Genomic DNA, 14,343 nt, shown 5'->3' on the forward strand with positions numbered 1-14,343 from the left:
TTTAGTTGGCGTATTCGCTTGCCTCAATTTCCGCTAAACGTTCTTTGGTAGGGTTCTTAATGTAGTTATACACCAAGCCAACAAAGAGCACGGCAGCAAAACCCGTGGCTACCATAAAGCCATACTTGGCGTCGCCACCGTTGGCGTCGCTCACCAGGCCCATGATGAAAGGCCCTGCAGCCGCACCTGCTGCGGTGAAGAACAAGATTACTCCGGCTACGCTTCCGTGTTGATGTTTTGGGAAACAGCTTATGCCTTTTGAGTTAAAGGTAGGATAAATTACTGACATAAAAATGCCCGTTAGCGGGAATAGAAACAACGCAAGCTGTTTTCCGCCCCACAGACCAAGACCGAAACACAGTACAATAGCACCAGTGAACACCATAAGAACCAATGCCCAGTTGAAGTGAGACATCATCCAGATGCCTACGAAACGCCCTGCAGCACGAAGGATAAAGAATGCCGTTACCGAGTATATTGCAAGGGTCTGAGAGAAGCCTTCAGTATAACAATCATAGGTCGCTTTAAGCGTAGTCGCGTCGCACACTAAATAACTCGGCATCCACACATAAATGGCGCTTTCTGCGGCGACATATAAAAACGCGCCTACTGAAAATCCTAAAGCATAGGGGTTTTTCACTAAACTTAAGCTCTGCGCTATCGATACTTTCTTTTCACCTGAGGCTGTATCGCGAGTGTAAGCGGGGTATTTCACCAGCAAAGCACCGATTATAAGTAGCGTACAAACACCACCGGCGATTACATAAAGCCACTGCCATGCAACGCCTTGATGAATGAGATAAGCGACAATAAGAGGCCCGATAATTGCACCAACGCCAAAGAAGGCTTCTGCCCCATTCATAGTAGCTGTGTGCTGTTTGGTCGATGTTGAAATATCACCGATGAGCGCCAGCGCACCTGTTTTAAAGATGCCCACGGCAACGCCAGATAAGCTCATTAAACTAACAATCAACACAAAGTCGTTAGCAATTAAGAAGCTGTAGCATGCAAGGCCAAACAACGCTAAACCAATGATAATGGTAGGCTTGCGGCCTAACTTATCAGCCAAAAAACCTAGGAAAAGACCCGATAAGGCAATACCTAACATGGGGAGTGAATGCATTAAGCTTGCTTGAGCATTGGTGACAGAGAACGCCACTTTCACTTCTTTGATTATCTCGCCTACCGAGTCTGACGTCATCGCAAACATCATAAACATTAGGTAGGTTAGCCATCTGATAATTCTGCTACTAGGATCATGATTGGGCATAGTCTGTCTCACAAGCACGGTATGAAAGGCCTTGTTCAGCCCTTCTAAACTTCACAAAAACACGTTGATCATTGCACGCATTCAGTAGGTCAAAAATAACGATGTAATAAACTTGATAAATGAGCTTAATCGTTTAAGATAAAAGTTAACAGAATTTAAAAAGCCTGTAAACCTGTTAATTAGGATAGGTTGTATGACGCACCTAAGCGTCGCACTTTGGAGTTTTCTATGAGCTATGCTGCTGACAGTGGTGTATGTTTAGACCGAATCTTGGCATCAACCGATTTATCTGGCCTAAGTAAGAAAGATGCAACAACTTTTACGCGTCGCTTGAAGGAACATTTTCCTCGTCTTTTTGACAAATATACCTACGTTTATGGGCACCAGTATGACTGCTACTTTCATTTACAAAAACTGGTTGAAATATTAAGAGACGGGTTAAAAAGCCGTAAACCAGCCCTCAAAAAGCTTGATAATGAAAGGTTAAAAAACCCGCTTTGGTATCGCGATGAACAGCAAGTCGGCATGGCCTGTTATGTTGACCTGATGGGTCCCACTCTGAATGACTTGCATGACAAAATTCCCTACTTTAAGTCTTTAGGCGTTACCTATGTGCACTTAATGCCTTTATACGATGCGCCCAAAGGGGATAGCGATGGAGGATATGCTGTGTCGGATTATCGCAAGGTTAATCCAACGCTAGGCACAGTGAAAAACCTGGAAAAGCTTGCTTCAGCACTTCAGAAAGAGGGAATAAATCTTGTTCTCGACTTTGTGTTCAATCATACCTCTGACGAGCACGCTTGGGCGAAAGCTGCACTGGCTGGTGAGAAGCAGTTTCAAGACTACTACTACCTTTTCGATGACAGAACCATTCCCGATCAGTACGAACATACTTTAAGAGAAATATTTCCCCAGGTAAGAAGAGGTAGCTTTACCTTTAATGAACAGATAGAAAAATGGGTATGGACGACATTTAACAGCTTTCAATGGGATTTAAACTACAGTAATCCTGAGGTGTTTAACGCTATCACGTCTGAAATGTTGTTTCTTGCCAATATAGGTAGCGCTGCATTGCGTTTAGATGCGTTGGCCTTTATTTGGAAAGAGCTCGGTACTAACTGCGAAAATCAGGAAAAGGCCCACGTTCTTATACAAGCGTTCAACTGTTGCTTACAAATTGTAGCGCCTGCCGTGGTCTTTAAGTCAGAAGCCATCGTGCACCCTGACGAAGTACTTAAGTACATCGACAAAGATGAGTGTCAGCTATCCTACAACCCTTTGCTAATGGCACTGCTATGGAATTCGTTAGCCACGCGTAAAACCCGTTTGCTTACGCGCTCAATGAAAAAGAGCTTCTCTATTTCTGAGAACTGCACATGGGTGAACTACGTGCGATGCCACGACGATATAGGATGGACCTTCGACGACGTGGTAGCCAACGAACTGGGTATTAACGCATTCGATCACCGCCATTTTCTTAATCAATTTTATACCGGTCGTTTTGAAGGAAGTTTTGCCAACGGCGTGCCGTTTGCTGAAAACCCTTCTAACGGCGATTGTCGTGTGTGTGGTTCACTGGCCTCTTTATGTGGGCTAGAAGGCGCACTTAAATCCAACGATTCAAAAGGCATTGATGACGCTGTGAAACGAATGATGCTGCTTTACGGTATCACCTTTAGCATTGGAGGTATTCCGCTACTTTACTCAAGTGATGAAGTAGGCAAGCTTAATGACTACAGCTATCGATTTGATGACACCAAAAAGCACGACGACAGATGGGTAAACCGAATTGCTGTTACCCGCGCAGATACAGAATTGGCGCTAGGAAACACGCCGCCTGCCAACCCTACAGAGATTGCGAGCCTTCGCGTGTTTAGCGGATTGCGCAAAATGATAGCAATTAGAAAGCAGAATGCGATTTTCGGGCAATCTAGCACCCAAATTTTAGATGCCGATAACCATCATTGCTTTGCTTTTCTTCGGGAAAACACACAGGGTCACAAGCTTCTTGTGATATGTAACTTCAGTGAGCACCCTCAGACCATTCAGCGTAGCCTTTTGGCAACACTAAAGGGCGCATCAAGCCGAGATTTGCTAACTGATGAAACGGTCGAAATGAATGGGTCACCACTATTGCTTGAGCCTTTTCAACAAATGTGGCTTCTTACTGATTAGAGCTCGAGCTTTCGTCATATCTTGCTAATTGCTGTTTGAAAAGTGGTTAGCAAGTTATCCGCAGCTTAGTCGCCAAATTAATTATCTTTACTGCCAGTGACTTATCGAATAAGTCATTTTTTCACAGGCACACCAATAAATACCCACTATACTTTTTATAGTGAATAGATAGTTCACGTAGCTTCCGCATAACTTTGGTAGCTTGGCCTGTGTTTGACTGGCTTTCAAACTGATTGACGCGGAAGTAGCACTCTTCTTGTTGTGTGTGGTTTGTTTCTTGCTTCACGCAGAGGTATTACACAGCGGGATTCGACTTATGTCATATGGATATGTTTAACATGGTAACGGATAAAACGATGCAAAGTGATAGTGCTTTGGAATACATGTGCCCGTATTGCGGCGCAATAAATGACTTCCAGTTAGAAACAGTTCGCGACATGTATCACGAACAGCATGAATCTTGTGGGTGCTGCAATAAAGTACTCAGTTTAACGGCGGCCGATGGTATTGGTGGCCGTATCAATTTGATTGTCGATTCACTGGATGCAGAGCTTGTTATCAAATAAAGCGCATTGGAAAGCGTAGCAAAATGTTAGCAAACAAAAAGCCGCTTCATGAGCGGCTTTTAAAGTTCTTAAATAAAGTTCCGAAACAACCATTAACTACCGAAAGAACTCTCGTTTCAATTCATTATCAGTAAGGAAACGGCCGCCGAGCGCAGACGTTTTCGTATATGAATTAGTATCACGGATCCCTCTCGCCTTAACGCAATAGTGCGTGGCGTTAATGCTCACCGCTACGTCTTCAGTATTGGTCAACGTCTGCAACGCAACTAACACTTGTTGAGTTAAACGCTCTTGTACCTGTGGACGTTGAGCAAAGAAACCCACAAGACGGTTAATCTTTGAAAGGCCGATTACTGTATCTTTTGGAATATAAGAAACGGTTGCCGTGCCATCAATAGTAACAAAGTGGTGTTCGCAGGTGCTGGTCAGGCTTATATCAGATACCTGTACAGGCTGGTCAATCTGCATCTTGTTTTCAATGGCAGTAATCTTAGGAAATTTGCGGTAGTCCAATCCACCGAAGATTTCATTAACATACATTTTAGCGATTCGCGTGGGCGTATCACACAAACTGTCGTCAGTTAGATCAAGGCCAAGCGTGTCCATTACGTCACGCATAGCACTTTCAATTCGTTTGCGCTTTTGCTCGTCAGTAAGACCATTAGCCACCATAGGTGTTTCTAAACCTTTGGCTTCTAATGCTTCTCGTACACGTTGTGCTGGCTCTGAAATAGAGGGGTCTAGTGCGTCGCGCACAATTACCGCTTCTTTTGCTAACATTACTTTATCCGTAGTTACTTCTTTTTTGATCTTGTACGAGCATGAGTTCGTTACAGATCGATTACTTGGCAACATGACTTTTATTTAATGTCATTGCTACCGACTGTGCATTTGGCACAGAATAATAAAACCGTTACCTTTTACGAAAGAAGGACATCATTTTGAATTCACCTGTGTTAATTACAGGCGCAAGCCAACGTTTAGGCTTAGCTATGGCCAATAGTTTACTTGACCAGGGCCACCACGTTGTCGTGACTTATCGAACACTTCGTCCAAGTATTTCAATGCTTGAGGATAAAGGTGCTACAGTCTTACAGGCGGATTTTAGCACTGAGGCGGCTATTGATCGAGCAATTGATGAGATTAAGGCAATCAGTAAAACCTATCGAGCGGTGATCCACAACGCGTCAGATTGGGCGCAAGAAAAAGATAACCATGACAAGCATAGCTTGATTGAACGAATGATGTTGGTCCATGCTGTTGCCCCTTACCGCATAAACTTGGCACTTGAAAAGGCTCTTTGTGATTGCGACGTTCAGTCTGACATTATTCATATGACTGACTACGTTCAAGAAACAGGCAGCGAGAAACACATGGCTTATGCGGCAAGTAAGGCAGCCCTGCACAACCTGACCCTATCATTTGCTAAGAAGCTAGCACCTAAGGTAAAGGTAAATAGCATTGCCCCAGCTTTGCTTATGTTCAATGAGGGTGATGACGAAGCTTATAAGCAAAAAGCGTTAGAAAAATCACTGTTAGAGATAGTACCGGGGGCGCAAGAGGCCGTGAAAGCCGTGAACTATTTATTTGATAGTGACTACGTGACAGGGCAAACCCTTCATCTTAACGGTGGGCGGCATTTAAGATAAAGACTGCCCCTTTTTTCTGTCATTTCAGTTTTCCTTATGGCTTAAAGTAATCGTCACCGCCAATTAATTTCATCGCCATTTGCCTTGGTCTCATGCTGAGGCATGGCTATAATCCGAACCCTATTTCGTAGCTATTTGGAATTTTACTATGCACGGCAACCGTACTATGGCGCCTGAATGGCATAACATTGATGCTGTTATGTTAGCGTGGCCTCATGCGCAAACCGACTGGGCTCCATGGTTAGAAGACGCGAGAGCGACGTATCTGAACGTGATTGCTGCAGTAAACCGCAACGATGCGGGTGTGATTTTATTATGTGCGCCGAGTGACGTAGACGATCTTAATTCTCGTTTACCAGAGAACGCTCGAGTGCTTATTGTTCCTGCCTCGTTTAACGACACATGGATGCGCGACTACGGCTTCATCACGTGTAAAGACAGTGAAGGCAATGGCTCGCCGGTAGAATTTCGCTTTAACGGTTGGGGCAATAAGTTTAACGCCGCTGAAGATAATCTGGCGAATCAGCGTTACCTTGCCAGCATGTGTAAATCTGTACTTCGCAGCAGCCCAATTGTGGCAGAAGGTGGCGCGCTGGAAATTGATGAAGACGGACACCTATTAAGTACTGCCCAGTGTTTACTTAACCCTGAGCGTAATGGTGATATGTCGCTAAGCGCTTACGAAGATGCATTTAAAGATATGCTAGGCTGCAGCAAAGTTACTATTTTGCAGCATGGTCATTTAGAAGGCGATGATACTGACGGTCACATCGACACATTAGTGCGTTTCACGCCGAACAAAGGCCTAGTTATCCAGGCGTGTAACAACCGTCCTAATGACAGTCACTTTGAAGGGTTGAAAGCGTTGTGCGACGAGTGCGCCCTTGAGCTGCCTGAGCATGAACAGTTTCATCTGCCGCTGCCTAATATTGTAAATGACGAAGGGAGTCGCCTGCCGGCATCGTACGCAAATTACTTAATTTGTAACAACGCAATATTATTGCCTGTTTACGGTGAAGAGGAAGACGCAGAAGCCATTGAAACTGTAAAGAGAGCACATCCCAATCATATTGTTGAACCAATCGATTGCAGTGTACTCGTAAGACAATACGGCAGCTTGCATTGCATTTCCATGCAGGTTCCCACAAATACATTAAAAGATTCGATTATCACCACCTTAAAGAAAGGAGTGTCATTACATGCGCCCAGCTAAGCTAAAAGTGGGTCTGGTACAACAGGCCGTTGTCGATAACGACAAAGCAACGAACTGGAATAAAAGTGCCGAGCAAATTGCCAAATTAGCCGCTGAAGGATGCGAGTGTATTTTGCTTCAAGAACTACACAGCACCCTGTATTTTTGCCAGCAAGAAGATACTAACGCCTTTGATTTGGCTGAACCAATTCCTGGACCTGCGACAGAATTTTTTGGTGAACTAGCCGAAAAGCACAATATCGTGTTGGTGACATCTTTATTTGAAAAGCGCGGTTCAGGTTTGTATCACAACACCGCAGTCGTGTTCGACCGCAGTAAAGAAATTGCGGGCAAATACCGTAAAATGCATATTCCTGATGACCCAGGCTTTTACGAGAAATTTTACTTCACACCGGGCGATATGGGCTTCACGCCTATTGAAACCAGCGTAGGTAAACTTGGCGTATTGGTGTGTTGGGACCAGTGGTATCCAGAAGCAGCGCGCCTAATGGCGATGGCAGGTGCGGACTTGTTGTTCTACCCTACCGCAATCGGCTGGGATTTAACTGACACAGAAGAAGAACGTACCCGTCAGCATGGTGCATGGGAAACCATTCAGCGCTCTCACGCTGTGGCAAACTCAGTACCGGTTATCGTGGCAAACCGCACTGGCTTTGAAGCGTCACCTGTTGAAGGTGATCCAGGTATTCAGTTCTGGGGACAAAGCTTTGTAGCAGGCCCGCAAGGTGAGATTTTGGCCAAAGCCGAAGCTGAAGGTGAAACCACGCTAACCGTAGAGCTTGATATGGAACGTACCGAACAGGTGAAGCGCATTTGGCCTTACTTCCGCGACCGCCGCATAGACGCCTACGACGAACTAACCAAGCGCTGGCGCGATTAACCTAAATAATGGGGTCAAAGTACCTTTTCCAAGACAAATCTATGTCACAAAATGTACTCTGCCCCCTTTTTTAATTCTGCCGCGGTGGAAATGTACTCAGACCCCATTTTGGTGGTTCATACTTTAAATATAATCTTGTCGTAGAGCATGAATACCTGTCGTGAGCGTTTGGGCAGAAGCGTTAGCATTACCTCTTCATCAATATCTAGCCCACCAGTGAACTGACCAAAGGCTGGCATCACAAATACATTTTCGTTGTTAGTAAAGCATTTGCCTGTGTAACGGCGGCGAGTAATGGTTGTGCGCTTTTTGGGGTGATAATGGCCAATAACCTGAGCACGAGTTTCACTCGTTTCTACTTCGTGTCTAAATACCATATTATCTAACACTATTTCAAAACACGGCGTACCCGGTATGCCTTCGGGTAAATCTGGGTCATGATTACCTTCTACCCACATCCACTCGTTCACATTACCAACTAATCTGCATAAGTGCTGACGGTCCTCAGCGGTCATGCGCGACATGCTGTGTTTGTCGTGAAAGCTGTCACCTAAGCTGATTACTCGCAGTGGCTTGTAATCTTCGATGATACTTTCTAACCGCGTTAACGTGGCAGTGGAATCTAAACTCGGCAATGGGTTCGCATAACTGCGTAAATAACTGCCTTTTTCTAAGTGCAGATCAGACACTATAAGCCAATTGCATGCGGGTAAATACGCCACACCGCGCGCGTCTAACAGCCACAAGTAGTCTGCATATTTTGTAATCGTGATGTGGCGCTGGCTTACTTTTTCGGTTAGCCACGCGTCAGTTATTGCCAAATTACCCTCTTATTTTTTCGTTTTTGCTTCTATCTAATATTATTCAACAGGTGAGCCCGATAACAATGCGCGCACTTCATCTAACATGGTCTCAGCTTCTGCATATAAATTAGCTTGCTCGATGATAGCCTGTGCGCCAGCGCCTTTCACTTGTTCACTACGCACATCCAGCACTATTGGAATGGCCATGGGCGACGGCTTTTCAAGATTCACTAATATCGCTGAATCTACATAGCGAATAAGTAAATTAGCGAGTCGCCGTAAATCAAGTAGCTCACGCTCTGCATCGGCCCGAGCTACTTTAAGTAAGATATGGTCGCGGTCGTGTTCACGCAACGTATCGTAAATAAGGTCCGTGGAGAACGTGACCTGCTTCATGGTTTTTTGGCTGGCGTGATAGCGCTGTTCAGTGAGCCCACTCACCACCGCCACTTGCCTGAACGAGCGCTTAAGCATAGGTGCCTGTAACATCCAGTCTTCTAGCTCGTCCCCTAAAATATCTGGCTGGAATAGGTGCAGCAGCTGCCCTTGTGTGATGGCGTTTACTGATGCTACCGATAATCCGTAATCGGTCACGCTGAAGCTTAAAGGCTTAATGCCCATTTTTTCCATTCGTCGCGTTAGCAACATACCTAAGGTTTGGTTCGCTTTGCGTCCGTCGAAGGTGTAGTACAAGGTGTAGTGCGCCTGTCTAAACGGAAATTGCTCCACAAGCACGTTGTCAGGACTAGGCAATTGAGAAAACGCCTGTTGAAGTTTAAGCCACTCTTGTACCTGTGCAGGCAGTGCTCTCCATGATTTCTGAGTAGCCAAAATTGCCCGTACCCCTTCCGCCAAATAGGTAGATAGCGGCATTTGGCCACCCGCATAGCTTGGTATTTTCGGCTCTTTTGCTTTTGCAGGCTTAGCGTGTAGCTGCATGTCGCGAATAGCCTCAAAACGCAATACTTCCCCTGCAAAATAGAAGGTGTCTCCGGGCGTTAGCTGCTGGGCGAAATACTCTTCTACTTCACCTATAATCTTGCCCTGGTTTCCTCTTCGAATACGCTTTACTTTAAGCCGCCCCGCTTCAACGATAGTGCCTATGTTTTGTCTGTGCCGTTGAATAACCCGCCGATTCGCAGGCGAGTAAGTGCCATCGTCGTTTTTCGTCAGGCGTTGATATCTCTCATACGCATTAAGCGCACTGCCCCCGTCTTGGGTAAATTGCCATAGTTTGTCGAAATCATCTCTATCGAGCCCTTGGTATGGCGTGGCGGTAAGTATCTCTTTATACAAGGTATCTGGGCTATCAGCCCTACTACACAAGCAGTTCAATATAAATTGCGGGACAATGTCCAGTGCCCCTGGCTGTGGGCTTTCCCCGTCTAGCTCCCCTTTTTCAATAGCGGTGATCGCCGCCTGACATTCCAGCGCTTCAAAACGGTTTGCCGGTACGAGCAACGCTTCACTTGGCTCGTCGAGCCTGTGGTTTGCTCGCCCTATCCTTTGCAGCAGTCTGCTTACACCTTTAGGTGCGCCAACTTGTATGACCTTGTCTACATCACCCCAGTCGATACCTAACTCCAAGGCCGACGTACATACAATTGCCCTCAGCATGCCGCTTGCCATCATGGCTTCGGTCTTACGACGCTGCTCTTTGCTCAAGCTGCCGTGATAAAGGGCAATGGGCAGCGCAGCCTTGTTTGCCTCCCACAACATTTGAAACAACAGCTCTGACTGAGCTCGCGTATTCACAAAAACCAGCGTGGTTTTGGCGTTTTCAATAGCCTGATAAATATCATCGATGGCGTAGCGAGCCATAAAGCCGCCAAAAGGCATGCGCGCTTTAGAGTGCAGCATTTCCAGCTTAGGTTTTTCACCCGCTTTCACTTTTACAATATTAGCTACACCGTCACTGCCAGCCAGCCACGCACCTAGCGTTTCGGGAAAAGCGACGGTGGCTGATAAGCCAATACGCTTACAATGCGGTGATAGAACGCTTAACCGCGCGAGGGCGAGTGAAAGAAAGTCTCCGCGCTTGTTGGCCATTAAACTGTGCGTTTCGTCGATGATCACGCGTTTAAGCTTGCCGAAAAGCTTGTCGGCATCGGCGTAGCTCAACATCAGCATGAGCGATTCTGGTGTGGTAAGCAGGATGTTTGGCGGCTTTTTACGTTGACGCTGGCGCTTGTGTGAGGGCGTATCGCCTGTGCGTGTTTCTGCCGTTATCGGCAGCGCCATCTCTTCAATGGGCTGTAACAAATTACGATGAATATCTTGCGTGAGTGCTTTCAGCGGCGATATGTAAAGGGTATGTAGGCCGTTGAACCCATCCTTTTCTTTTCCTTTTGTTGCCTGTTTGTTTATTGTTTTCATTTCGGCTTGTTCGCTGGTTCCGGTCTTCTTAACAAGCTCCTGGTTTTCCGAAATCTCATCAAGTTCACTCGTACCGAATGCCTCAGCAAGCTCGCTCATACCAAATGTCTCAGCAAGTTCGATTAGGCTAGGTAAAAAGCCAGACAGGGTTTTGCCAGCGCCGGTTGGCGCAATCAATAATGTACAGTCATGCTGGTCTTTCTCCACCAGCATGGTGTGTTGATAATCGCGTAGTTGCCAGCCTTTTTGTTCAAACCAATGGGCAAAGACTGAAGGAAGTGAAGTCATTGATGGTTCTTGTTAATACTTTTAGCACTTATACGGCAAAACTTTGGTTAGGTTTACTTGTCACGCCTTACGATAGATGCACAATGTAATCATCCTCAGCGCGTTTAATGTTTAGATACATTTTTCACTTCGACCTTATGCATTTTCTTAGCGTAAACTTCAGCGCAGAGTTTTTGACCTTCTTATGCTTCACGAATTAGCGATTTTCTTACAAGGACCGTACATGCGAATTCATTCAATAGACGCCGTTAGAGGTTTAGCCATTCTTGGCATCTTATTCATGAACATTACGTTTCACCAAAACGGTTACGCTAACTATGCTTTTTTTGAAAAGCCGCTATTATCAGACACGGTTATTTCACTTTTTAACACGCTGTTTTTGGATGGACGATTTCGTTCTCTGTTCTGCTTGTTGTTTGGTGCAGGTCTGGCAATTCAATTTGAGTCCTGCGAGAAGCGCGGACACCATTTTTTAGATTTCTCACAAGCCAGACTTAAGTGGCTGTTTGTATTTGGGCTACTGCATGGCGTATTTATTTTCAGCGGCGACATTTTGCTTTATTACAGCCTGTGCGCATTTTTTATTTTAAAACACTTCACGCTCCCTCAAGATGAACTCAAAAAGAAAAGTATTCATTACCTTATTGTGGGAAGCGCAATTATGTTAGTTGGTGGGCTCGTCATGGCGTTTGTGTTCGACATGGGGGCTGAACTGCCAACGCGACCCAGTGAAACATTTAACGAAGAAGTCGCCTTGTGGCAAAGCGGCTATTTAACGCAACTTGGTATTCAAGCGTCATTTATGCTGTCTACGGTTATTGTCGCGCCATTCACTATGCTGTGGCAGTCTATGGGGCTTATGATGTTTGGCGCTTATTTGTATAGGGCAGGCTTTTTCAATCACGGCTTCTCGTCACTGATATTTAAGAAGTTAGTATTGGTTGCTATCGTCACATCCATCATTACTGCACTTCCGCAATTTTTATTCGAACAGGTAACATTAGATGTGATTCCCATGTTCACTAGCATTCCAGCCATTTTCTGTGCTTTGGTATACGCTCACCTATTGATAAACATAAGACATACTTCGACGTGGTGGTATCAGTCGCTTATAAACTGCGGCAAAGTTGCGTTCACGCTCTACCTAACCCAATCAATAGCACTCGCTGTGCTATTTCGCATCGTCATGCCCGCTTATTTTCCAAACTTTATTTACAGCGTAACGTTGCTTGATTTGCTTCTGGTCACCATTACCTTTACCGCAGTACAAGTTATTTTGGCGAACGCCATTACTAAGCACTTCAACCAAGGTCCCTTTGAAGCCCTATGGCGAAAAATGTATTTGCGCAGTTTTCACAAAAAGCAAAAATTGAAACATGATGAAGTAGAGCAGCTCACCTGAGGCCATGTCGCTTGCATCTTGAAAATTGTGTCTATACTGAACGGTAAACGTGCCCTAAATAAGTAGGCCTGCTAAGCTTTACTCAATGTTAAAGGTTAGCAGGTCCAATGGCTTTTCCTTAGCCATTGAGGTAAATAGGCATGATACAAAATCGACGTCGAGTAGGGCTATTTTCAATAGTAGCGGTGATGATAATTCGGCACCTTTTCTGTCAACAAGCTTTTGGAAGTGTGTTGGACAGTGCGCAAACATCACAGCTCCCCCCTAGCAGTTACGAAGTTAAGATAGTCGAAAGTAGTGAGCTCGACTATGCCTCTCATGCCTATTACTCTGCATTGCTTAAATTAGCGCTCAGCAAAACAGAAGACCCTATTAAACCAACATATCTCGTAGAGAGTAGCGGCAATTTGGTGCAAGAACGCGTTCTGCGCCAACTAAACCAAGAAGGGGGAATTGACGTTTTTTGGACAGTGACGTCAAAACTACGTGAACAGCAAGCCATTCCGGTGCGGGTTCCTCTATTGAACGGAATCATGGGCTATCGCGTCTCTTTGATCCGCCAAAGTACTCTACGTGAGTTTAACAGTGTTCGTAGCGCGCCTGACCTAAAGCGGTTTATTGCAGGTCAAGGTCACGACTGGCCCGATTTTCAGATTCTAGAGCACAACGGATTTACTACGTTAGGAACCAGTAATTACGACATTATCATTGAGCTTTTAAAGGCTGGTAGAATTGATTACTTTCCACGTGCGGCTCATGAGGCGGTGGTAGAGGCGAAATCACTAAACGACCCAGACATTATCATAGAGCCTTCAGTTTTATTGTATTACCCGTCTTACATGTTCTTCTTCGTTTCACAATCGAAACCTGAATTAGCGCAGCGCATAGAACGGGGATTAAATATTGCTCGACAAGACGGAAGCTTCGCCGCGTTATTTGAAAAATACATTAGTTTTAAAGATATTGAAAAAGCGCTGAAGCTTTCAGAGAGAACCGTACTTAAACTTAATAATCCACACCTCTCCGAAGCGACGCTAGAGGCAACAGCATCAGAAGCCCAACAACTTGAGGTTGTACAATAGGTAGCTCGAATAGCACGTTATAAGACTACAGCATCCTTAATCAGTGTTACTTCTCATCAAGGAAAGTACTCCATTGATTCAACCACACATGTGATGTGAGAGACTTTTAAAGTGCTTCTTCCGAAGCTGTATCCAAGTCCATATCTACTGCGACAAACAAAGTGCTTAAGCGCTTAGCAGTTCGCAAAAATCCTAGACGAGCGAATATCAAATGGTCGATTTTAGGCATTCACTACGTAGTAAGAGCATTATTTATTTCGTGGAAATTATGCGTAGTGCATCCATCAACGTGGCTAAAAGCTGACGACACTGGCCTGTATTGCGAGCCAGGCCAGTTTTATATTGACCCTATGAATGAAGTGTCAACCGCACTTGTTACTCACGGCCACGCCGACCATGCGCGCGCAGGCCACCACAGTGTCTATGCCAGCACAGAAACACTGGCCATTATGAAAACCCGCTACGGCGATGAAATGGCAACACACCAACACGCCATAACGCTAGGTAAGTCAGTGACATTTAATGACGTTGCGGTCACTTTTTTCCCCGCCGGACACATTTTAGGCTCTACTCAAATTCTTATCGAATATGCAGGTTATCGCGTTGTAGTTTCCGGCGACTACAAACGTCGCCACG

Annotated in this window: 12 protein-coding genes; 8 read left to right on the forward strand and 4 right to left on the reverse strand. The window is 45.3% G+C overall.

Annotation, left to right across the window (positions count from 1 at the left end):
* Position 1: 1 nt before the first annotated feature.
* Positions 2 to 1,219, reverse strand: coding sequence for an MFS transporter (locus KUL49_RS19465; protein WP_014980533.1), 1,218 nt, complete (start codon positions 1,217 to 1,219; stop codon positions 2 to 4).
* A 279-nt stretch (positions 1,220 to 1,498) separates the two neighbouring features.
* On the opposite strand from KUL49_RS19465, the gene KUL49_RS19470 reads away from it, so the two are divergent.
* A complete protein-coding gene (locus KUL49_RS19470; protein ID WP_131138326.1) occupies positions 1,499 to 3,448 on the forward strand; it encodes an alpha-amylase family glycosyl hydrolase in 1,950 nt (649 codons plus the stop codon).
* Between the two features lie 338 nt (positions 3,449 to 3,786).
* Positions 3,787 to 4,014 carry a hypothetical protein gene (locus KUL49_RS19475; protein ID WP_230598813.1) on the forward strand — a complete coding sequence of 76 codons (228 nt, stop codon included), beginning with the start codon at positions 3,787 to 3,789 and terminating at the stop codon, positions 4,012 to 4,014.
* A gap of 96 nt (positions 4,015 to 4,110) precedes the next feature.
* Here KUL49_RS19475 and folE read toward each other — a convergent pair whose 3' ends face one another.
* Positions 4,111 to 4,794, reverse strand: a complete 684-nt coding sequence (folE, locus tag KUL49_RS19480; RefSeq protein WP_014951061.1) for a GTP cyclohydrolase I FolE — start codon at positions 4,792 to 4,794, stop codon at positions 4,111 to 4,113.
* A 161-nt stretch (positions 4,795 to 4,955) separates the two neighbouring features.
* Here folE and folM point away from each other — a divergent pair, with 161 nt between their 5' ends.
* From folM to KUL49_RS19495, 3 genes are all read left to right on the forward strand, one after another.
* On the forward strand, positions 4,956 to 5,663 hold the full coding sequence (gene folM, locus KUL49_RS19485; protein ID WP_049588769.1) for a dihydromonapterin reductase: 708 nt from the start codon (positions 4,956 to 4,958) through the stop codon (positions 5,661 to 5,663).
* 148 nt (positions 5,664 to 5,811) lie between these two features.
* Complete coding sequence (locus tag KUL49_RS19490; RefSeq protein ID WP_131138327.1) at positions 5,812 to 6,876, forward strand: agmatine deiminase family protein; 1,065 nt, start codon at positions 5,812 to 5,814, stop codon at positions 6,874 to 6,876.
* On the forward strand, positions 6,863 to 7,756 hold the full coding sequence (locus tag KUL49_RS19495; RefSeq protein WP_131138328.1) for a carbon-nitrogen hydrolase: 894 nt from the start codon (positions 6,863 to 6,865) through the stop codon (positions 7,754 to 7,756). Before KUL49_RS19490 ends, KUL49_RS19495 begins: the two co-directional genes overlap by 14 nt.
* Before the next feature lie 116 nt (positions 7,757 to 7,872).
* Here KUL49_RS19495 and pdeM read toward each other — a convergent pair whose 3' ends face one another.
* Positions 7,873 to 8,577: a ligase-associated DNA damage response endonuclease PdeM gene (gene pdeM / locus KUL49_RS19500; RefSeq protein ID WP_131138329.1), complete on the reverse strand. Its 705-nt coding sequence runs from the start codon at positions 8,575 to 8,577 to the stop codon at positions 7,873 to 7,875.
* 39 nt (positions 8,578 to 8,616) lie between these two features.
* Positions 8,617 to 11,223 (reverse strand): ligase-associated DNA damage response DEXH box helicase, encoded by a 2,607-nt coding sequence (locus KUL49_RS19505; RefSeq protein WP_131138330.1) that lies wholly within the window; start codon positions 11,221 to 11,223, stop codon positions 8,617 to 8,619.
* 223 nt (positions 11,224 to 11,446) lie between these two features.
* Between KUL49_RS19505 and KUL49_RS19510 the strand changes: the two genes are divergently transcribed.
* The 3 genes from KUL49_RS19510 to KUL49_RS19520 all read left to right on the forward strand — a co-directional run.
* Entirely contained in the window at positions 11,447 to 12,625 is a 1,179-nt protein-coding gene (locus tag KUL49_RS19510) for a DUF418 domain-containing protein (RefSeq protein WP_131138331.1), read from the forward strand.
* A 140-nt stretch (positions 12,626 to 12,765) separates the two neighbouring features.
* The gene (locus tag KUL49_RS19515) at positions 12,766 to 13,707 is read left to right on the forward strand and encodes a transporter substrate-binding domain-containing protein (RefSeq protein WP_242633900.1); all 942 of its coding nucleotides are present in this window, start codon (positions 12,766 to 12,768) and stop codon (positions 13,705 to 13,707) included.
* A 275-nt stretch (positions 13,708 to 13,982) separates the two neighbouring features.
* A partial coding sequence (locus tag KUL49_RS19520) for an MBL fold metallo-hydrolase (protein WP_219995809.1) occupies positions 13,983 to 14,343 on the forward strand: 361 nt, incomplete at its 3' end.

Origin of the sequence: Alteromonas sp. KUL17 (assembly GCF_006538305.1) — a bacterium.
Lineage (GTDB): Bacteria > Pseudomonadota > Gammaproteobacteria > Enterobacterales > Alteromonadaceae > Alteromonas > Alteromonas macleodii.